Genomic DNA, 19,852 nt, shown 5'->3' with positions numbered 1-19,852 from the left:
CTCATTGGGGTAACCATCGCGTTTTTGTCAGTGCCATCGGCCTCAAAGTCAACGGCAAGCTCAGTCGTGACGCATCGTCACCAGCTGATATCAAGCCTCAGGGCAGCAGTGGTTTGCGTCCGTCAGGCCCAAGAGTCCAGACTTTGTCTTGCTCGAAAACCGCCACGGTCAGGGGCCGGTCATAGCCCGCCCCGCTATCCAGATTGATCCGGTTGCCATAGTGGGCGGGTGCCTGCAAAGCAGTGTGACCGTGCACAACCAGCCATGGATGCGGCTCCGTATGGTCAAGAAAAGGCGCGCGTATCCAGAGCAGGTCATCCTCGGTCTGCCTGTCCAGCGGAACACCGGGGGTGATACCCGCATGGACGAACAGAAGATTGCCTACCTGATGATAGAGCGGCATCGCTTGCAGGAATTCCAGATGGGTGGCGGGCACCGCCTGACGGGTTGCCGTCGCCAAGTCTTCCGGAATGTATTTTTCTGCACCGTCTATACCGTAGGAGGCCAGTGTCGCAACACCGCCCAGTCGCGGGTTCAGCCAGTCAACTCCCGACAGCACCCGCGCATCATGCAGGCGCGCATCCTCGATAAAGTTCTGGAACATCCGGTCGTGATTGCCTTTCAGCACGGTCCAGTCAAGTCCCTCGGCTTGCCCCGTCAGCAATGTGTCGATCACGGCGCGGCTATCGGGTCCGCGGTCAACCAGATCACCCAGACTGATCATCGGCGCATCCGCCCCGCCATCCGCTGCGATCCTGTCCAGCGCGACGTCCAGCATCGCCATCTGCCCGTGGATGTCGCCGATCACGTAAAGCGGTTGGTTCATGAAATCAGCCTTTCCGGTGTTTGCATGAACGGGATAGCGCAGATCACAACGGTCGAAAAGGACCGCTGTCCAGAAACGGAAAACGCCGCCCCGTACAGAGGCGGCGTTACGGGCTTGATCAGATTATCAAGCGGTTCAGTTGACCTCGAAAGCCAGCGGTTTGACCTGCTGGAACATGCCGGTATCCTCTAGCTGCTTGATGACAGTGTCGTTCACAGCCTCGTCGACATAGAGGATCGCAATCGCCTCGCCTCCGGCAGCGGAACGGCCCAGCGTGAAGTTGGCGATGTTTACACCCGCCTCGCCCATGGTCATACCCAGCTTGCCGATGATGCCCGGCACATCCTCGTTTGTGGTATAGAGCATGTGTGCCCCCACTTCGGCGTCGATATTGATGCCTTTGATCTGGATGAACCGCGGCTTGCCATCGCTGAACACCGTACCGGCGATGGAACGCTCTCGCTTTTCGGTCACCACTGTCACCTTGATATACCCGTCAAAGGCACCGGATTTATCCTGATTTGTGGTCGATATCTTGATGCCGCGCTCTTTGGCGATGACCGGCGCGCTCACCATGTTCACATCGGGGTTCACCCGCTTCATGATCCCGGCCACAACGGCCGAGTTCAGCGCGGCAAGGTTCATGTCCGACACGACACCATCATAGAGGATATTGATCGCCTTGATCGGTTCTTCCGTCATCTGGCCGATGAAGCTGCCCAGATGCCCCGACAGCTTGACCCATGGCGCCATCACTTTGGCTTCTTCGGCGGTGACCGAAGGCATGTTCAGCGCATTGGTGACGGCCCCTGTCAGCAGGTAATCGGCCATCTGTTCAGCCACCTGTAGCGCGACATTTTCCTGCGCTTCGGTGGTGGCAGCACCCAGATGCGGCGTGCAGACAACGTTGGGCAGACCGAAAAGCGGGTTCTCGGTTGCGGGTTCCTCGGCGAAGACGTCGAAAGCTGCGCCTGCGACATGGCCGGATGTCAGCAGATCGGCCAAAGCTTGTTCATCCACCAGACCACCGCGCGCGCAGTTGATGATGCGGACCCCTTTCTTGGTTTTCTGTAGGTTTTCGCGGCTGAGGATGTTGCGGGTGCTGTCGGTCAGCGGCACATGCAGCGTGATGAAATCCGCGCGCTTGAGAATATCCTCAAGCTCGACCTTCTCGACATGCATTTTGGCGGCTTTCTCATCGGACAGATAGGGATCATAGGCAATCACTTTCATATGCAGCCCGCGTGCACGGTCGCAAACGATACCGCCGATATTGCCCGCGCCGATCACGCCAAGGGTCTTGCCAGTCAGTTCGACCCCCATGAATTTCGACTTTTCCCATTTACCCGCATGGGTCGAAGCCGAGGCCTCGGGGATCTGGCGCGCGACGGCGAACATCATCGCAATCGCATGTTCGGCAGTCGTGATCATGTTGCCGAAGGGCGTGTTCATCACGATCACGCCTTTCTTGCTGGCCGCTTCGCGGTCCACGTTGTCAACACCGATACCGGCGCGGCCCACGACCTTGAGATGGGTTGCCGCCTCAAACACCTTGTCGGTGACTTTGGTAGCGGAGCGGATCGCCAGACCATCGTAATTGCCGATGATTTCCAGCAGCTTTTCTTTGTCCTTGCCCAGTTTGGGCTGGAAATCGACGTCGATCCCGCGGTCGCGGAAGATCTGCACGGCGGCATCGGACAATTCGTCGGAGATGAGAACTTTGGGAGCCATATCAGTGGTCCTTTATGAATAAGGGGGAAGCGGGCGCGCACAGCTTTGGCGCGCACCCGAAATGGAATGCAGGTTAGGCAGCCACTGACTGGGCCGCGATTTCCGTCTCGAAAGCCCATTCGAGCCAAGGCAGCAGCGCCTTGATATCCGCTGTCTCGACCGTGCCACCGCACCAGATCCGCAGACCGGCGGGCGCGTCACGATAGGCACCGACATCCAGCGCCACACCTTCGGCTTCAAGGCGCTTCGCAACAGCCTTCGCGAAGGCCGCACCGTCAGCGATGCGGTCATCGGTGAACTTGACGCAAACCGAGGTATTGGACCGTGTCGCCGGATTATCCGCCAGATTGGCAATCCACGAACGGGTTTCGCAGAAATCCCAGATCGCGCCGGCGTTGGCATCGGCTCGTGCCATCAACCCCTTGAGGCCGCCCACGGATTTTGCCCAATCAAGCGCCACTAGATAATCCTCGACCGCCAGCATCGACGGGGTATTGATCGTCTCGCCGACAAAAATCCCCTCGATCAGCTTGCCCTTCGAGGTCAGACGGAAAATCTTGGGCAGCGGCCATGCTGGCGTGTAGCTTTCCAGCCGTTCGACAGCGCGGGGCGACAGGATCAGGATGCCATGTGCCGCCTCGCCGCCAAGCACCTTCTGCCAACTGAAAGTGGTCACATCCAGTTTGTCCCAGGGCAGATCCTGCGCGAAAGCGGCAGAGGTCGCATCGCAAAGCGTCAGGCCCTTGCGGTCGGACGGGATGGCGTCGCCATTGGGCATACGCACGCCCGAAGTCGTGCCGTTCCACGTAAAGCAAACGTCGTGATCAAAATTGAGCGCAGCCATATCCACGATCTGGCCATAAGGCGCCTCGTGCACGGTTGCTTCGATCTTAAGTTGCTTGACCGCATCGGTCACCCAGCCTGCACCAAAGCTTTCCCACGCAACCATCTCGGCAGGGCGCTCGCCCAGCATGGTCCACATCGCCATCTCGTATGCCCCGGTATCCGAGGCGGGCACAATTCCGATACGGTAATCGGCGGGCACACCCAGAATCTCGCGCGTGCCGTCAATGGCGGCTTTCAGCTTGGCCTTGCCAACGCCTGCACGGTGACTGCGGCCCAAAGGCGCATCTGCCAGCAAATCAAGCGAGAATGTGGGGATTTTGGCGCATGGGCCAGAGGAAAACCGCGGATTTTCCGGCCGCGATGCCGGTTTCGTCGTCGTCATTGATGCTATCCTTCCAGATAAGCGCCCCCCGTTGGGGAGGGGTGTCCCACCGCTGCAGATAGAAGGGTTCAGCGGCTTTCACAACGGAGAAAATGAGGCTATAGCGCCGCATCTGACGCAATTTGCGACATCACCATCCACGATCGGAAACTTGCCCCATGTTCATCGCCACCATTCTTGCCAATCCCCAAGCGCGCAATCTTGAAGGCAGTTTGCTGGAATCGCTTCGGAATGCTTGGGGCGGGGGCGACGTGGTCTGGCTGAACCCTGACGAGACCGCAGAGTTCCCGCTGCCCGCCATGCCGGACAACCGCTGGCAGGTCTGGGAGGATCTGCAAGCCATGGGTCTGGATCTGGTGGTGCAGCCCGCGCAGGGGCGGCGCAGGCGCATGCTGCTGGCCGATATGGACAGCACGATGATCCAGCAGGAATGTATCGACGAACTGGCCGATATGGCGGGCGTCGGCGCGCATGTGGCGGGGATCACGGCGCGCGCGATGAATGGCGAGCTGGATTTCGAGGCCGCACTGCTGGAGCGTGTGGCCCTGCTGCGGGGACTGGATGCAGGCGTGATAGATCAGGTGCTACGCGAGCGGATCACCTATATGCCCGGCGGTGCCGCCTTGCTTGCGACGATGAAGGCCAATGGCGGTCACGCGGCCCTTGTCTCGGGCGGGTTCACCGCTTTCACGGCGCAGGTGGCCAAGACACTCGGCTTTGACGAGAACCGCGCGAATACGCTGCTGGTCGAGGCCGGCAAGCTGACCGGCGACGTCGCCCGCCCCATCCTTGGACGGCAGGCCAAGATTGAGGCTTTGGAGCAGATCAGCGCGCGGCTTGGTATTGCCGAGGCAGATGTCATTGCCGTCGGCGACGGGGCGAATGATCTGGGCATGCTGGCCCGCGCAGGCACCGGCGTCGCGCTACACGCAAAGCCCAGCGTGGCCGCGCAATGCGACGTGCGGATCAATCACGGCGACCTGACCGCGCTGCTCTATATCCAAGGTTATGCACGAACGGATTTCGTCGGGGCCTGATCGCGGAAACTGGCTTCAGGCAAAGGCAGCACCGGCGCGAATCATCCCTGTTTCGATCCCACGTCGGTTCAGGATCGGGGCGTTGAGATAGGTCCGCGTGGCCGGATGATCGGCCGCAAGCACACCCAGACGCACAAGGATTGCCGCGATTGCACATTCAGCGCCGCGCGTCGTGCCGTCTGTGATCTTCAGCGCGACACCCAGTTTACGCTCGGGGATGATCGCGATGAAGAACGCCTCGGCGCCGGTTTTCAGCGCCACGCGCCCGTTCATGGCGCGCATCAAGGCCGTGCAGGCGCGCCCTTCTCCGGCGACGAGTTCGGGATAGACCGTCATGGCCTGCACCAACCGGGCGGCGGCGGATTGCTGGGCTGTGCCCCCGTCCTGTGCTGCGGCGAAAAACGCCATCGCGCGGGCCATTCCATGCAGCGAGGTGGCGTAGTTTGGAGCCGAACAGCCGTCGATACCGAAACCGGGGCTGGTCTCTTCCGTGATCTCCTCAAACACCTCAAGGCAGGCGCGCTGCACGGGATGGTCGGGATCGACATAGTCGGCCCCGCCCCGCAGGTGGCGGTTCAGCGTCAGAAAACCCGCGTGTTTGCCGGAACAGTTGTTGTGAATCTGGCACGGGGCCTGACCCGACCGGATCAGCGCATCGCGTGCAGGAATGTCTGCGGGTTCCTGCGGGCCACAGCGGAAGTCATCGACAGTGCAGCCGATATGGTCCAGCCAGCCGCGCACGCGGTCGGTATGGATCGCGGCCCCCTGATGGCTGGCGCAGGCCAGCGCCAGATGTTCGGGCCACAGCCGTGCCGCATCCGCGGCCCCGCTGGTGATCAGCGGCAGGGCTTGCAACATCTTGGAGGAGGAGCGCGGCATCACCACCGCCTGCGGGTCGCCCCACGCCTCGACGATATCGCCCGAGGCGTCACAAATCACTGCGTGACCGTGGTGGATACTTTCCAGAAACGGGCCGCGCCAGATCTCAGCCATGGGAACGGGGGGTATCATCAGGGTTTCCTTCGTAAACTCTGCGCGATCACCGCGCCTTGCTGTGCGATTTTCCGCCAACTACTCTTTCGCATGTGGCAGATTTCAGGCTAGTGTAGCAATGTCGAGAAGGGAATGGGATGCGCGCACAGGCCGAAAACGGTAGGCCGCAACCCTCGGTTAATTGAGGCGAGTACGGCTTGGAGGCTGGACAGATGACATCAAAATTGGCGCGCGGTTGGCTCCGCGCAGGCGTCGGGGCGGCGTTCGTCCTGACCGGCGCATTGGCAGGCACAGGGGTTTGGGCACAACAGACAAGCACAAATCAGGTTGCCGCAGAAACGGATTGGAGCGTTTTCGAGGATGCCGATCCGAAAGAATGCTGGGCCGTGTCATCCCCGAAAGAGACAGTCAACACACGCGACGGACGCGTGGTCGCTGTGCAGCGCGGCGAGATCCTTCTGATGACCTTCTACCGTCCTGCCGCAGGTGTAAACGGACAGGTCACCTTTACGGGCGGCTATCCGTTCGCATCAGGATCAACCGTCAACATGGATATCAGCGGCACGCAGTTCGAGCTTTTTACCGAAGGTGAATGGGCATGGCCCGCCTCGGCCGAGGATGACGCAAGGATTATCGCGGCCATGAAAGGTGGTGCTTCGGCGATCCTGACAGCACGTTCCAGCCGTGGCACGGTCACGAAAGACACGTTCTCGCTTCTGGGATATACTGCGGCCTCGGAAGAGGCGGGCCGCCGCTGCCAATAAAGGCAGCGATGCGACCCTGACGGGCAGTCCCTCAAGGGGCTGCCTTTTGCTTTTGAAACTTGCCTTTGGATTCGTCTCACGAATCCTGTATGTGCCGTGTCTGTTCTCAAGGATATCCGCGCCGATGACTGCGACTGCACCGATCACACAAGATGTCATGACCATCCCCCGCAAGCTGCCGGAGGGCCCGATGAACCTTGTCGGGCTGACCCGCGACGGGATGCGCACGGCGCTGATCGCACATGGCACTCCCGAAAAGCAGGCCAAGATGCGCGTGGGCCAGATCTGGCAGTGGATCTACCAGAAAGGCGTGCGGGAGTTCGGCCAGATGACCAATCTGGCCAAACCCTATCGTGCGGAACTGGCAGAGCATTTCACGATCGAAGTGCCCGAAGTCGTCACCCGCCAACTGTCCGAGGATGGCACGCGCAAATATCTGGTCCGCATCGCGGGCGGGCATGAAGTCGAGGTGGTCTATATCCCCGAGGAAGGGCGCGGCACGCTGTGTATCTCTTCGCAGGTTGGTTGCACGCTGACTTGTTCCTTCTGCCACACCGGCACACAGAAACTGGTCCGCAACCTGACTGCCGCCGAGATCATCGGGCAGGTTATGGTCGCGCGCGACGATTTGGGGGAATGGCCGGAACCCGGACGCAATCCCAAGGACGAAACGCGGCTTCTGTCCAATATCGTACTGATGGGCATGGGCGAGCCACTTTATAATTTCGACAACGTGCGAGATGCGATGAAGATCGCGATGGACCCCGAAGGCATCAGCCTCAGCCGTCGTCGGATCACGCTGTCGACATCCGGCGTGGTGCCTGAGATCGCTCGCACGGCGCAGGAAATCGGCTGCTTGCTGGCGGTCAGCTTCCATGCGACCACCGATGAGGTGCGCGATACGCTTGTCCCGATCAACAAGCGCTGGAACATCGAAACCCTGCTGGCGGCGCTGCGCGACTATCCCAAAGTGTCCAATTCCGAGCGGATCACTTTTGAATACGTGATGTTGGCAGGTGTGAATGACAGCGACGCGGATGCCCACCGACTGGTCAAGCTGATCGAGGGGATTCCGGCCAAGATCAACCTGATTCCGTTCAACGAATGGCCCGGCGCGCCCTACAAGCGCTCGTCCGGCAACCGTATCCATGCCTTTGCCGACATCATATATAAGGCCGGCTATGCCAGCCCCATCCGCACCCCGCGTGGCGAGGATATCATGGCGGCTTGCGGGCAGTTGAAATCAGCCACCGAACGCGCGCGCAAGTCCCGTGCACAGATCGAATCCGAAGCCGGATTACGCTGATCTTTCAGCGCTTCGGATAGTTCGCGTTTACCCATTGCCACGCAATCGGAACCAATAGCTCAGACCTGCCTTAATTGTTTCATTTCGCCACGCAATTGCCCTGATCCGGTAGAATTGACGCCCGAATCTGCGAACAGATTGTTTCCTGTAGTGATTGATCCACAGGGAGAAAAACATGTCTGTTATCCAAAGTAATGACGCCTTCATGGCGGCCCAAGTTCTTGATCTCGTACTCAGCGAACGTCGCAAGGCTTTGTCGGCCCGCGAATGGAAACACCGTCTTGCAGGCTATGGCTACAATCTGGTGCAGTCTGACGACGGTGTCTTGGTCACAAGCCTACGGACCGGAACGCCTGTTTGCTCTGTTCCTGGCGAAGCGGCGGTTTGATATCAGAAAAACAAGCATTCGTTATTCTTATGATTTCTTTTGCCGATTTTTGAGAGTTCGCGAGCTTATGCGACTATTTGCGGTCAGTTGTTTCAATCCGGAACGCGCGCTGTCATGACGGGATCTTGACCGTCATTTGAATAAAGCAGCAATGCGCCATCTGGTTGGATGTCGAACCGGCTGATGCGTTGCAACGCTTCAAAGAACCGCTGTTCCTGCTCCATCAGGGCGGCAACGCAGGCCATACGGGTAGCCGCAGCAGGTCCGATGCTCAGGCCTTCGCCGCTTAGGTCGAAGGCCGCGTTATAGCGGTTGCAGCCGCCACGTCCGGCCACACGTCGGGTGACCGCATCGAATTCGAGCGTTACCTCGGACCTGTCCACAATTCCCGCACCGCCAATATCCTCGACCTTCCATTCCAACCCGGCCAACAGGTCGATGGTTTCTCCGCCGCATCCCTGCAAGTCACCCTCCTGCCATGTCACAACGACTGTTTGCGGATAGGGCGTTCCCGTCATCAGATCACGACATATTACCTCGGACAGTCGCAGCAGCATTTGCGCGCTGGTCATGTCGAAAACAAAATCGGCCCCATCAAGCCCTGCGCGGGGAAGTCGCGCCCTGACCGGCGCCATCCCAATATTGGGGATCAGTTCCACTTGCCCGCCCGCGATGGTCAGGGACCAGAACGGTTCGGTCCCGCGCGCGCGGTAAGGCTGATCGGGTTCAGGCGGAACCGCCACGCATTCTGGCAGAACTTCCCCTTGAAGGGACACAAGGGCCGTATCGCCCTGCGACCAGTAGAACGTGCCCTGATCTGTCGCATCCTCGAATTTCGCGCCCGATGCGGCGGGCACTTGCGACAGGATGAACCTGTCCACATCGGTTTCCAGAACCGCGCGGTCCTCGAAGAACCCGACCCGCAGCCGCACTTCACCACAGCGCAGCGTGCTGGCAAAACCCATCGGTTGAAAGCTGGTCAACACAATCTCGCCCAGATCCAGCGCGGTACTGCCAGCCTGCACCGTGATCGGGTTGCTGACCCAGATCGGCTGACCGTCCAGCACCATCGCCGCGCGGATCGTGGCGCTGACATCATCGGGCAATGTCATCGAAAACGGAAAGGGAACCTGCTTGCCACCGGACTGGAACCGCGATTCAGCCAGCAAGGTGTCCTGAAGACCGCGCGCTTCGATCACGATTTCAGTGCCTGCGGGCAGGGCCATCCGCGCCAGATAGGTCAACGCACCCTCGACAGACCGTGCCTGTGCGGCACCGCTCAGAACTGACAAGGCCAGAAGTGATAGCCCGGCTGCACGCAACATTGCAGTCTCCTCAAAGATGACCGTTCCGCTTTGACACTATAGATCAGTGCCCGGCTCAGGCAATTTCTTTGAGGCATCCACGGCAAAGACCGGTCTTGTCACGATCGACCCGGAATCGCGCCGCGCTTTTCGCCTGCGCCTTCCCAGTCGGCCATTGCAGCCACCGCCTCTTCCGCTGTTTCGACGAAACGGAAAAGTGCCAGATCCTCGCGCGAGATCGTGCCTGCCTCGGCCAAGGCTTCCCAGTTGATGATCTGCGTCCAGAACGATTGCCCGAACAGCAGGAATGGCACGCGCCGCATCCGGCCAGTCTGGATCAGGGTCAGGGCCTCGAACATCTCGTCCAGCGTTCCAAAGCCGCCGGGAAAGATGCAGACCGCATTGGCCCTCATCAGGAAATGCATCTTGCGGATCGCAAAATAGTGGAAGTTGAAACACAGTTCGGGCGTCACATAGGTGTTCGGCGCCTGTTCATGCGGCAGCACGATATTCAACCCGATCGAGATGCCTCCTGCCTCTTTCGCACCGCGATTGCCAGCCTCCATCACACCGGGGCCACCGCCTGTGGTGATGACGTTCCGATGCGCGCCGGTCTTGAGAGCCTCGGTCGTGACCAGATAGGCAAAGCGACGCGCTTCTTCATAATAACACGACAGTTCGGCCAGCGTTTTGGTGCTGGCCATTTCCTTGTTGGCAGGGGACGGAATACGCGCACCGCCAAAAAGAACCACAGTGCTTTCCACCCCGTATTCATCCAGAGCCATCTGCGGCTTGAGCAGTTCAAGCTGCAACCGGACAGGGCGCAGTTCGGGACGGCACAGGAAATCATCATCCGCAAAGGCCAACCGATATGCCGGTGCGCGGGTTTGCTCGGTAGCGGGGACACCAGTGGCTGTCTCGATATCGGTATGCGCGTCACGAAACGGGCTTGATCGGTCATTACTCATCGGGGTCGCTTTCTGCTTGGCTTGGCCGATGAACTATCAAAGCTGCTACAGCAAAGCCAGTCACGAAGCCGGCGCATGCTATAGCTGAACCCTTGCGATTGCACGACGCCGGACTTGGCCTTATAGGCGTGGCAACACAAAATCCTTTCTGCCGGAGTAACCATCATGTCCAATGCTGCCCTAGAGACCGCAATCGAAGCCGCTTGGGAGGCGCGCGACACGATTACACCCGCCTCGAAAGGCGAAGCGCGCGACGCGATCGAAGCGACGCTGAATGCGCTGGACAGCGGTCAGTTGCGTGTGGCCGAACGTGGAACAGATGGCACATGGCATGTGAATCAATGGGCTAAAAAGGCCGTGCTGCTGGGTTTCCGCATCAAGGATATGGAAATCCAGGACGGCGGGCCGCAAGGTGGTGGCTGGTGGGACAAGGTCGACAGCAAGTTCAAGGGCTGGCAGGAAGCTGACTGGAATTCCGCAGGCTTCCGCGCAGTCCCGAACTGTGTCGTGCGCCGCTCGGCCTATATCGCCCCCGGCGTGGTGCTGATGCCATCGTTTGTTAACCTTGGCGCCTATGTCGACAGCGGCACGATGGTCGACACATGGGCCACCGTGGGAAGCTGCGCGCAGATCGGCAAGAACGTACACCTGTCCGGCGGCGTCGGTATTGGCGGCGTGCTGGAACCGATGCAGGCAGGCCCTACGATCATTGAAGATAACTGCTTTATCGGGGCGCGTTCCGAAGTGGTTGAGGGCTGCATCGTGCGCGAGGGCTCGGTCCTTGGGATGGGCGTATTCATCGGTCAGTCCACAAAGATCGTCGACCGCGAGACTGGCACCGTCACCTATGGCGAAGTGCCTGCAGGGTCGGTCGTCGTGGCAGGCACCATGCCGTCAAAGAACGGAATCAATCTGTACTGTGCTGTAATCGTCAAGAAAGTCGACGCAAAGACACGCTCCAAAACCTCGATCAACGAGCTTTTGCGTGACTGAAGAAGCGCCCAAGCCTGCCAAGAAACCTTCGCGCCAGCAGGTCTATACCCTGCTGGTCGAGGTTGGCCGCAAAGAAGGGGACGGACTGCCGCCAAAATCGACAGGGGCCGCACTGATGATCTATGCTTCGGGCGTGGACGAGGCGGAGGCGGTCCGCGAAACCGTGGCGATCCTGAAACAGGCCGACATGGCCCCGCTGGATGTGACCGGCTATGGAACGCTGGACGAACGCCTTGCCGACGGGCAGGAGATCGAAGCCGAAGAACGCGCGCTGATGACGCGCGCACTTGAGGAAAACGCGGTTATCGTGGCGCAGATCACGCCGTTCAACGATTGATCCAAACGCACTTGCCGCATAGTGCCAACCTGTCCCTACGCGGCACGCCGCTCTGACAGAGTGATGGCCTCGAACGCGCGCAACACCGGATAGGCCGAAGCCGCATGATCGGGGAGCCGCGCACGTTCCAACCCTGCCAGCAGACTTGCCGCCAGCTTGTCCTGATGCCGCCGGATACGACCGATAAACAGGCTTTCCACAACGGTCCCTGCGGCAAGGATCGCCTCATGCGTCGGCAGTAAGACCTGTCCATAAGTGGCCGTAGGCCCGGCAGCGCAGAAATGGGCTGCCGTTCCGTTGACCAGATGGCGGGCAGGCACCAGCACAAATTCCTGATCGAACAGATATTCGACATCCGAACCACCGATTACCAGCCTTTGCTCGGGGGCAACCACGATATCCTGCTGCAGCCCGAAATAGGGCGCGCGCAAACGCACAGGGCGCAACATACCACAGGCAGGCACGGTACGGCGCAGAACCCGCAGCACCGGCTCATTGCCGCCGTCTGCAAGCCTGAGGATATCGCCCCGTGCGATGCGGTTCAGCGGGCGGTATCCATAAGGCGTGCAAAGCGGCACCTGCGGGTCGAGGCTGGGCAAGGGGCCGACGGGTTCGACCCGTGTCGACACGGCAAAGAAACTGACATCGGGGTCCATTTTCCGCAAGGCAGGATGCATCGTGACGGCCTGTACATCGCGCAGAAGCATGGGGGGCGGATCGCGGAGCTCGGTCAGGAAAAAGCCTGGCATGCCGACCTTTTCGACCACCAATCGCCCCTTTCGCGCGGGCGCGTCCCAGCTATAGCTGATGCGCAATGTATCATCGCCATTGACCGCATCATGGCTGACAACCCCGTGGCAGACATCGCCGCCCTGCGACACGACCAGCACCACTCCGCCTCCGGGAATGGCCTGCAATGACAGGCCACGCCGCCACGGATGGGCGTGATCCCATTCCAGAAGGGTTTGCGGCCGTCCGTCAGGGGCCAGCCGCGCCTCGATCAGCAGGGTGCCGCGTGTCAGCAAGGCATGCGGATCATCACGCTGCAATGCGGTTTCGGCGCGTCCGGCATCAGCCCCGAGACCAGAGCAGGAGAACCGCGGATCAGCGCGGTCGGCAATTGCAATCCACGCCATGTTCAGGCCACGCGCAAATCTGCGCGCAGGACGCGCGCTTCGAAACTACGAAGCGTTCGGCGCGCTGACGGGCTATAACCGTGCCCAGTCAACGGATCCAGATCGGGGAAAAGTGCGACGATCTCGCCAATCATATCGGCTTCGAAACTATGGGCGATTTGCGGCCCGGGCAGGAAGCTTTCTGTCTCCAGACCTTCCGAAAACACGACCTGATGCCGGTCAAACAGGATGTGGACGTAATCGACAGTGCCGCCCTCGATGCGCCGCACGCTATGGTCATTGACCAGATCGCGTGCTGCGACCAAAACCTCGCTCTCGCCGAACAGCATCTCGGCAAGGCTGTCGCGGATCAGGACACGATGCAACGGCGAGATCAGAAGCTGGCGATGATCCCCGAATGTATTTGCCGCAATGCAGATCGGGGCAAACTCGCCCTGCGCCTCGACACGGCGCTGGCCAATCCAGCGCAAGGGCTGCGCGCCCTCATCCTTGGTCATCACCAGATCACCCGGGCACAGGCTTTCGACAGGCACTTCGCCCGCAGGTGTCCGCACAAGCGTGCCCGCCACGAAACAGGGCACGGAGTCCACGATGACAAAGCCCGTATCGGTCTGGCCTGTGCTGCTAGCGACTGTGTATGTGAAATTTGCGGTTTCGAGACTGCCATCGCCAACAACCGTGATTGTGCCATCGGCGTTGATGGTCACCTGTTGTCCGGTCGACAAGGTCAGCACGCTACCCGCCACCACGGCCTGACCGTTCACATGTGTGATGGTCAGCACGCCACCGGTCGCGTTCACATCGTTGCTAAGGACATCCAGCGTCACGGTGCCTTCGGGATAGATCTCGGCGGTATCCGTTGTGGCGACAAGAACGGTTTGAACCGAATTGCCCGCGATCAGAACATTGGTGTCATATTGCGAATCCAGAACATCCGCGACACCGATGCGGATCGAGTTCACCTCACCTGGATTGACCACCATTGTCAGGGTCATGGTGACGGTGAACCCGTCCATCTCGGTGTTGTAGGGGCTGCCTTCGTTCGAGATGAAAAGATTCTGGTTGCTGCCCGCATTCAGGTTGTTGGGGTCGACATCCCCGTCACCGACCGCCAGCGGAACCAGTTGACCATTGACCCAGACGCCAAAGAAATCCTGATAGGCGCCGTTTGCAAATTCGGGATATTCCTCGGAGGAAAAGACGAATTGCATCGTCATCACATTGCCGGTCGGGATGAAATCCACATCCAGCCATGCCGCATCATAGGTAGTTGTACCCGCTGCCGCATTGAATTGGGCGTTGTTGTTGACGCCGTTCGTATCGGTCGACCGTGAATCGCTCTGGTTGGCCTGATTGGGGCTCCAGAAGAAACCGCCTGCCGCGTTGGTAAAGTTGTTCGCAAGGCCCGTGGAAAGTATGACGCCGGTATCGCCGGGGGTGGCGTCGGGCGATACTGCATCACCGTTCGAGTAGATGCCCGATGACCGGTTGTCTCCGGTGTAGCTTGCGCTGACGACAGTGACACCATCCCCGAAGATCGCGTTGGCCATCTGTATCGCGTTGGCGTTCGTATTGACGGGTAGTCTTGACGCTGCAACCATTTATTGTCCTGCCCAAAATGGCCCAAGACAGCACGACGTGCAGCGGGTGACAGGTGACAACCTGTCCTGCATCGGGTTTCCCCGATACCTTCCGGTGAAATGGACCACGTTGGATCCGACTGCTTTCGACCTGCCTCGGGTCTTTATATTTTGACTGACGTTAGCACCCTCATTGCAGGACTGATAACCTTTAGGGCAAAGGCGCGGCATATCGCCATGAAATTGCGCCATTTCTGACACATTCTTCCAGTGCGCAGATTGTTTGCCGTTGTCCGAAAAGAAGGATAGTCCTTTCACGCAGCAACATAGGGACCCGTCCAGGATGCAACATGACAGCATGACACACAGCCCCGTTGATCCCGCCGAACTGACGGTGCAACTGATCCGCTGCGCTTCTGTCACACCGCAGGAAGGTGGTGCGCTGGTCCTGCTGCAGGGCTTGCTTGAGAGCGCAGGCTTCACCTGCACCCGTGTGGATCGTGGTGCTGTGTCCAATTTGTTCGCCCGCTGGGGGGCCAAGGGGCACGCCCACAGCTTCGGTTTCAACGGGCATACAGATGTAGTCCCTGTCGGGGACGAGACCGCATGGACTGTCCCGCCCTTTGGCGGTGTGATCAAGGACGGCCAGATCTGGGGGCGCGGGGCCACAGACATGAAATCGGGTGTCGCCGCCTTTGCCGCCGCAGCGGTTGATTTCGTGCGCCAGACACCACCAGACGGGGCTGTGATCCTGACCATCACCGGTGACGAGGAAGGCGACGCCGTGGATGGCACAACCGCGCTGCTGGATTGGATGCGGGATCAGGGCGAGACAATGAGCGTCTGTCTGGTAGGTGAACCGACCTGCCCCGAACGCATGGGTGAGATGATCAAGATCGGGCGGCGCGGATCGCTGACGGCTTTTTTTACGGTGACCGGCGTGCAGGGCCATTCGGCCTATCCGCATCGTGCCAAAAACCCGCTGCCCGCGATGGCACGCCTAATGGACAGGCTGTCGAGCCATGAACTGGATCAGGGCAATGACCACTTTGACGCGTCAACCCTTGCTGTGGTGACGATCGACACCGGCAACCCCGCGACCAATGTTATTCCCGCACAATGTCGTGCCAGCGTGAATATCCGCTTCAACGATATCCATTCAGGGGCCAGCCTGACCGACTGGCTGCGTGCCAAAGCAGACAAGGTGGCCGATGAATTCGGTGTGCAGATCGGCATGACGGTGAAAATCTCGGGCGAAAGCTTCCTGACGCCCCCCGGCGATCTGTCGGATATGGTCAGCGCCGCCGTGCAGGCCGAAACCAATGTGGTGCCGGTTCTGTCAACATCAGGCGGCACATCGGATGCACGCTTTGTAAAGCACCACTGCCCAGTGGTGGAATTCGGGCTTGTCGGGCGCACCATGCATCAGGTGGATGAACGGGTCGAGATTGCCCATATCCACCAGCTCAAGTCGATCTACGCCCGAATCCTTCGTAGCTATTTCGGCTAGGGGCTGCTTCTTTGCCCTGATGGGCATCGTCGCCGGTCGCGCAGCGATTCCCGCATGACGACACCCTGCGCCTGTGATAACCGGACAGCATGAGCCAGATACCCACCAAGCCTGAAATCCTGTCATGGATCTCGGACCACCCGACCCTCACCGCGAAGCGCGATATTGCCAAGGCTTTTGGCATCAAAGGCGCTGCGCGCATTGATCTGAAGCGTATCCTCAAGGAACTTGAGGATGAAGGGCATCTGGAAAAGCGTAAGAAGACATACCGCGACCCCGACCGCCTGCCGCCGGTCAGTATCGTGCAGGTTGGTGCGCCCAATGCCGATGGCGAGATGACAGCCCGCCCGCTGGAATGGACAGGCGAAGGACCCGAGCCCCGCATCCTGATGATCGCACGCAGCAGCGATCCTGCCCTGGGCGAGGGCGACCGTATCCTGGCGCGACTGACCGAGGTTCGCGGCCAGACACATCACTACGAGGGAAGGCTGATCCGCCGTATCGGAACCAATCCCGCGAAAGTGCTTGGCGTGTTCCGCAAAACCTCCGAGGGCGGACGCATCCTGCCCATCGACAAGGGCGACGGCAAAGAATGGATGGTCCCGGAAGGCGCCACAGGCGGCGCCAAGGATGGCGAGTTGGTCGAGGCGGAGCAGGCAGGTCCCAAGGCCCGCATGGGCCTGCCCCGCGCACGCGTCATCAACCGTCTGGGCGATCCCTCTGCCCCCAAAGCCGTGTCGTTGATCGCGATCCACCAGCACGGCATTCCCGACGATTTCCCCGACGAGGTTGTGGCCGAGGCCGACGCGATGAAACCCGCAGGCCTTTCGGGGCGCGAGGATATGCGCGATATGCCCCTGATCACGATTGATCCGTGGGACGCGCGCGACCATGATGATGCCTGCTGGGCGCATGCCGATGACGATCCGGCGAATGAAGGGGGCCATGTGATATGGGTCGCCATCGCCGATGTGGCCCATTACGTCCATCCCGGTTCGGAACTGGATATCGAGGCGCGCAAGCGCGGCAATTCGAGCTATTTCCCCGATCGTGTTGTGCCGATGCTGCCGGACCGCCTGTCCGGTGATCTGTGCTCGCTGCATGAGGGTGTGCCGCGTGCCTGTATCGCTGTACGGATGCAAGTCGATGCCGAGGGCCAGAAAATCAGCCACCGCTTCGTGCGCGGGCTGATGCGGTCCGCTGCATCGCTGAACTACCGCGAGGTGCAAGAGGCGCGCGATGGTGCCCCTAACGAGAAATGCGCCCCGCTGATGGATCTGGTGATCAACCCCCTTTACGCAGCCTATGATGCGCTTGTGAAAGCCCGCAACCGCCGCCAACCGCTGGATCTGGACCTGCCCGAACGCAAGGTGATCCTGTCGGAAGATGGCAAGGTTGCATCGGTCAATTTCACCGACCGGCTGGATGCCCACAAGCTGATCGAGGAGTTCATGGTGCTGGCCAATGTCGCCGCCGCTGAAACGCTGATCTCTCGCAAATCTCCCTTGCTGTTCCGCGTCCACGAGGAGCCGAGCCCAGAAAAGCTGGACAGCCTGCGTGATACGGCGCAAGCCGCCGGTCTGGTGCTGGCCAAAGGGCAGGTTCTGAAAACTGCGCATCTGAACGCCCTGCTGGCACAGGCCGAAGGTACGGACCATGACGAGTTAATCAACATCTCGACCTTGCGCGCCATGACGCAGGCTTACTACAGCCCGACAAATTTCGGCCATTTCGGACTGGCGCTTTTGGCCTACGCGCATTTCACATCACCGATCCGGCGCTATTCGGATCTGGTTGTGCACCGTGCGCTGATCTCGGCGCATAAATGGGGAGATGATGGCCTGAGCCATCAGGAAATCGACCGACTGGAGAAAACCGCACAACATATCAGCGATACCGAACGCCGCTCGATGATGGCGGAACGCGACACCAATGACCGCTATCTCGCGGCCTTTCTGTCGGATCGTTTGGGCGCGGAATTCGGGGGCCGCATCAGCGGGATTGCCAAATTCGGGGCCTTCGTCAAACTGGATGAAACCGGTGCAGACGGTCTCATCCCGATCCGCTCGCTGGGGCGCGAATATTTCCATTTCGACCGCGACGCCGGCACGCTGATGGGTTCGGAAACCGGCATGATCATCGGCTTGGGCCAGCGCGTGCGGGTCAAACTGACCGAAGCCGCGCCAGTGACAGGCGGCATCGCACTGGAGCTGATCAGCATCGAAGGGCGCGACATGCCCAAAGGTCCTCCCGGTGCGCGCGGCAAGCCGCCGAAACGGGCCTTGGTCAAGGCCAAACGCAAGTCCGACAAACTGAAACGCAAAGCTGACCGTCGCCGGTAACACCGGCGGCGCTCGCCCATAAGCGGAAGGTTGCGGCAGCACTGCACGCGTCCATTGAAGGCTTTTGAAAAATCTCTGTCTGCGCTACGATGCTGGAAAAAGACCAAGCACAAGCGAGGCCGAGCAAAATGAACATGAAATACTTTCTTCTACCGCTGTCGGGGGCAATCCTGATGACAAATGCCGCATGCGCCGGTCCCGTTGACCGCTCGCTGCGTCCAGAAGCGCGTCCTTCGGGATTGTCGGTGGTGCAGCAACCCGTGCGTCAGGTGGCCCCTGAAACCCAAGCCGCCTTCAGCCAATGGGTTGACGGGTTTCGCAGCCGCGCACAGGCGCAAGGGATCCGAAATGATGTCGTGACACGGTCCTTTGCCGGAATAGGCTATAACCCCGATGTCGTCACCAGCGACCGCAACCAATCCGAATTCAAACGGGAAATCTGGGACTATCTGGATAGTGCCGCCTCGCCCAAGCGGGTGGCCAACGGACAGGCGGCATTGCAACAGCATCGCCGCACCCTGCAAGCTATCGAAGACCGCTTCGGCGTGGAAAAGGAAGTCGTCACCGCCGTCTGGGGCATGGAAAGCACCTATGGCGAGCGGCGCGGCACGCTGGATGTGATCGAATCGTTGGCAACACTGGCCTATGACGGGCGGCGCGGTGCATTTTTCGAGAAGCAATTGATCGCGGCCTTGCAGATCATCCAGGCAGGCGATGTGGACCCGCGCAGCATGACCGGCAGCTGGGCTGGCGCAATGGGACATACACAATTCATTCCGACTTCGTATCTTGCCTATGCGGTGGATTTTAGCGGCGATGGCAAACGCGACATCTGGTCGGATGATCCGACGGATGCGCTAGCCTCGACCGCCGCCTATCTCAAGCGGTTTGGCTGGACCAAGGGCCAGCCTTGGGGTGTGGAAGTGCGCCTGCCCTCGGGATTCAACGCGGGTTTGGCCTCACGGGATATCAAGCGCGCGCCATCGGAATGGGCGGCAATGGGCGTGACCGACATGCAGGGGCGCGCAGTGCCCAACCATGGCGCGGCTTCGATATTGCTGCCTGCGGGCACAGCGGGCGCGGCCTTTATGATCTTCGACAATTTCAAAGTGATCTCGCGCTACAACAACGCCGAGGCCTATGTGATCGGGGTGGGCCACCTGTCCGACCGGATCAAGGGCGGGCCGGAGATCCAGACCGCGTGGCCGCGCGGCTATGCGCCGCTGTCCTTCGACGAACGGATGGAGATGCAGCAACGTCTGCAGGCACGGGGCTATCCTGTCGAAAAGATCGACGGGATCATCGGGCCAAACACCGTGAATGCGATCCGCGCATTTCAGGCGTCGGTGGGCGTGCCGCAAGACGGCTTTCCCAGCCAGGATGTGCTGGCCCTCCTGAAGCGCTAGCCG

General features: G+C 60.1%; 17 protein-coding genes. 9 read left to right on the top strand and 8 right to left on the bottom strand.

All coding sequences use genetic code 11. The annotated features are described in order from the left end of the window. Positions 1-97: 97 nt before the first annotated feature. The 3 genes from K7H22_RS12135 to K7H22_RS12125 form a co-directional block, all read right to left on the bottom strand. Positions 98-826, bottom strand: a complete 729-nt coding sequence (locus K7H22_RS12135; RefSeq protein ID WP_230801110.1) for a metallophosphoesterase family protein — start codon at positions 824-826, stop codon at positions 98-100. Positions 827-961: 135 nt separating this feature from the next. Beyond that, the gene (gene serA, locus K7H22_RS12130) at positions 962-2,557 is read right to left on the bottom strand and encodes a phosphoglycerate dehydrogenase (protein ID WP_230801109.1); all 1,596 of its coding nucleotides are present in this window, start codon (positions 2,555-2,557) and stop codon (positions 962-964) included. A gap of 73 nt (positions 2,558-2,630) precedes the next feature. Then, complete coding sequence (locus K7H22_RS12125) at positions 2,631-3,785, bottom strand: phosphoserine transaminase (RefSeq protein WP_230801108.1); 1,155 nt, start codon at positions 3,783-3,785, stop codon at positions 2,631-2,633. Between the two features lie 158 nt (positions 3,786-3,943). Between K7H22_RS12125 and serB the strand changes: the two genes are divergently transcribed. Beyond that, positions 3,944-4,822: a phosphoserine phosphatase SerB gene (gene serB, locus K7H22_RS12120; protein WP_230801107.1), complete on the top strand. Its 879-nt coding sequence runs from the start codon at positions 3,944-3,946 to the stop codon at positions 4,820-4,822. 15 nt (positions 4,823-4,837) lie between these two features. Here the strand turns inward: serB and K7H22_RS12115 are convergent, their stop codons facing one another. Next, complete coding sequence (locus K7H22_RS12115) at positions 4,838-5,833, bottom strand: asparaginase (protein ID WP_230801106.1); 996 nt, start codon at positions 5,831-5,833, stop codon at positions 4,838-4,840. A 194-nt stretch (positions 5,834-6,027) separates the two neighbouring features. Between K7H22_RS12115 and K7H22_RS12110 the strand changes: the two genes are divergently transcribed. The 3 genes from K7H22_RS12110 (at position 6,028) to K7H22_RS12100 (ending at position 8,273) form a co-directional block, all read left to right on the top strand. Then, positions 6,028-6,579 carry a hypothetical protein gene (locus K7H22_RS12110; RefSeq protein WP_230801105.1) on the top strand — a complete coding sequence of 184 codons (552 nt, stop codon included), beginning with the start codon at positions 6,028-6,030 and terminating at the stop codon, positions 6,577-6,579. A gap of 124 nt (positions 6,580-6,703) precedes the next feature. After that, positions 6,704-7,885: a 23S rRNA (adenine(2503)-C(2))-methyltransferase RlmN gene (gene rlmN, locus K7H22_RS12105; protein WP_230801104.1), complete on the top strand. Its 1,182-nt coding sequence runs from the start codon at positions 6,704-6,706 to the stop codon at positions 7,883-7,885. A 175-nt stretch (positions 7,886-8,060) separates the two neighbouring features. Then, positions 8,061-8,273, top strand: a complete 213-nt coding sequence (locus K7H22_RS12100) for a hypothetical protein (protein WP_230801103.1) — start codon at positions 8,061-8,063, stop codon at positions 8,271-8,273. A gap of 92 nt (positions 8,274-8,365) precedes the next feature. On the opposite strand, the gene K7H22_RS12095 is transcribed toward K7H22_RS12100, so the two are convergent. Both K7H22_RS12095 and K7H22_RS12090 read right to left on the bottom strand, forming a co-directional pair. Next, positions 8,366-9,598: an META domain-containing protein gene (locus K7H22_RS12095; RefSeq protein ID WP_230801102.1), complete on the bottom strand. Its 1,233-nt coding sequence runs from the start codon at positions 9,596-9,598 to the stop codon at positions 8,366-8,368. 98 nt (positions 9,599-9,696) lie between these two features. Further along, positions 9,697-10,545 (bottom strand): TIGR00730 family Rossman fold protein, encoded by an 849-nt coding sequence (locus K7H22_RS12090; protein ID WP_230801101.1) that lies wholly within the window; start codon positions 10,543-10,545, stop codon positions 9,697-9,699. 165 nt (positions 10,546-10,710) lie between these two features. Between K7H22_RS12090 and dapD the strand changes: the two genes are divergently transcribed. Then, positions 10,711-11,538, top strand: coding sequence for a 2,3,4,5-tetrahydropyridine-2,6-dicarboxylate N-succinyltransferase (gene dapD, locus K7H22_RS12085; protein ID WP_230801100.1), 828 nt, complete (start codon positions 10,711-10,713; stop codon positions 11,536-11,538). Beyond that, positions 11,531-11,875 carry a hypothetical protein gene (locus K7H22_RS12080; RefSeq protein ID WP_230801099.1) on the top strand — a complete coding sequence of 115 codons (345 nt, stop codon included), beginning with the start codon at positions 11,531-11,533 and terminating at the stop codon, positions 11,873-11,875. Before dapD ends, K7H22_RS12080 begins: the two co-directional genes overlap by 8 nt. 35 nt (positions 11,876-11,910) lie before the next feature. Here K7H22_RS12080 and K7H22_RS12075 read toward each other — a convergent pair whose 3' ends face one another. Together K7H22_RS12075 and K7H22_RS12070 are read right to left on the bottom strand one after the other, a co-directional pair. Beyond that, positions 11,911-13,011 (bottom strand): Hint domain-containing protein, encoded by a 1,101-nt coding sequence (locus tag K7H22_RS12075; protein ID WP_230801098.1) that lies wholly within the window; start codon positions 13,009-13,011, stop codon positions 11,911-11,913. Between the two features lie 2 nt (positions 13,012-13,013). Beyond that, positions 13,014-14,612: a Hint domain-containing protein gene (locus K7H22_RS12070; RefSeq protein ID WP_230801097.1), complete on the bottom strand. Its 1,599-nt coding sequence runs from the start codon at positions 14,610-14,612 to the stop codon at positions 13,014-13,016. Positions 14,613-14,949: 337 nt separating this feature from the next. Here K7H22_RS12070 and dapE point away from each other — a divergent pair, with 337 nt between their 5' ends. The 3 genes from dapE (at position 14,950) to K7H22_RS12055 (ending at position 19,849) form a co-directional block, all read left to right on the top strand. Then, positions 14,950-16,101 carry a succinyl-diaminopimelate desuccinylase gene (gene dapE, locus K7H22_RS12065; RefSeq protein ID WP_230801183.1) on the top strand — a complete coding sequence of 384 codons (1,152 nt, stop codon included), beginning with the start codon at positions 14,950-14,952 and terminating at the stop codon, positions 16,099-16,101. An 89-nt stretch (positions 16,102-16,190) separates the two neighbouring features. Next, positions 16,191-18,443, top strand: coding sequence for a ribonuclease R (gene rnr / locus K7H22_RS12060; RefSeq protein ID WP_230801096.1), 2,253 nt, complete (start codon positions 16,191-16,193; stop codon positions 18,441-18,443). A gap of 134 nt (positions 18,444-18,577) precedes the next feature. Further along, positions 18,578-19,849: a lytic murein transglycosylase gene (locus tag K7H22_RS12055; protein WP_230801095.1), complete on the top strand. Its 1,272-nt coding sequence runs from the start codon at positions 18,578-18,580 to the stop codon at positions 19,847-19,849. Positions 19,850-19,852 lie beyond the last annotated feature (3 nt).

It is taken from the genome of Seohaeicola saemankumensis (genome assembly GCF_021021435.1).
Taxonomy (GTDB): domain Bacteria; phylum Pseudomonadota; class Alphaproteobacteria; order Rhodobacterales; family Rhodobacteraceae; genus Seohaeicola.
Note: the sequence above shows the minus strand (reverse complement) of the source record. Positions and strands in the feature narration are given on the sequence as shown.

What these genes read in the sequence shown, in the direction of transcription:
- K7H22_RS12135 (WP_230801110.1), bottom strand. Translation starts at nt 826, where the DNA reads ATGAACCAACCGCTTTACGTGATCGGCGACATCCACGGGCAGATGGCG.
- serA (WP_230801109.1), bottom strand. Translation starts at nt 2,557, where the DNA reads ATGGCTCCCAAAGTTCTCATCTCCGACGAATTGTCCGATGCCGCCGTG.
- K7H22_RS12125 (WP_230801108.1), bottom strand. Translation starts at nt 3,785, where the DNA reads ATGACGACGACGAAACCGGCATCGCGGCCGGAAAATCCGCGGTTTTCC.
- serB (WP_230801107.1), top strand. Translation starts at nt 3,944, where the DNA reads ATGTTCATCGCCACCATTCTTGCCAATCCCCAAGCGCGCAATCTTGAA.
- K7H22_RS12115 (WP_230801106.1), bottom strand. Translation starts at nt 5,833, where the DNA reads ATGATACCCCCCGTTCCCATGGCTGAGATCTGGCGCGGCCCGTTTCTG.
- K7H22_RS12110 (WP_230801105.1), top strand. Translation starts at nt 6,028, where the DNA reads ATGACATCAAAATTGGCGCGCGGTTGGCTCCGCGCAGGCGTCGGGGCG.
- rlmN (WP_230801104.1), top strand. Translation starts at nt 6,704, where the DNA reads ATGACTGCGACTGCACCGATCACACAAGATGTCATGACCATCCCCCGC.
- K7H22_RS12100 (WP_230801103.1), top strand. Translation starts at nt 8,061, where the DNA reads ATGTCTGTTATCCAAAGTAATGACGCCTTCATGGCGGCCCAAGTTCTT.
- K7H22_RS12095 (WP_230801102.1), bottom strand. Translation starts at nt 9,598, where the DNA reads ATGTTGCGTGCAGCCGGGCTATCACTTCTGGCCTTGTCAGTTCTGAGC.
- K7H22_RS12090 (WP_230801101.1), bottom strand. Translation starts at nt 10,545, where the DNA reads ATGAGTAATGACCGATCAAGCCCGTTTCGTGACGCGCATACCGATATC.
- dapD (WP_230801100.1), top strand. Translation starts at nt 10,711, where the DNA reads ATGTCCAATGCTGCCCTAGAGACCGCAATCGAAGCCGCTTGGGAGGCG.
- K7H22_RS12075 (WP_230801098.1), bottom strand. Translation starts at nt 13,011, where the DNA reads ATGGCGTGGATTGCAATTGCCGACCGCGCTGATCCGCGGTTCTCCTGC.
- K7H22_RS12070 (WP_230801097.1), bottom strand. Translation starts at nt 14,612, where the DNA reads ATGGTTGCAGCGTCAAGACTACCCGTCAATACGAACGCCAACGCGATA.
- dapE (WP_230801183.1), top strand. Translation starts at nt 14,950, where the DNA reads ATGACACACAGCCCCGTTGATCCCGCCGAACTGACGGTGCAACTGATC.
- rnr (WP_230801096.1), top strand. Translation starts at nt 16,191, where the DNA reads ATGAGCCAGATACCCACCAAGCCTGAAATCCTGTCATGGATCTCGGAC.
- K7H22_RS12055 (WP_230801095.1), top strand. Translation starts at nt 18,578, where the DNA reads ATGAAATACTTTCTTCTACCGCTGTCGGGGGCAATCCTGATGACAAAT.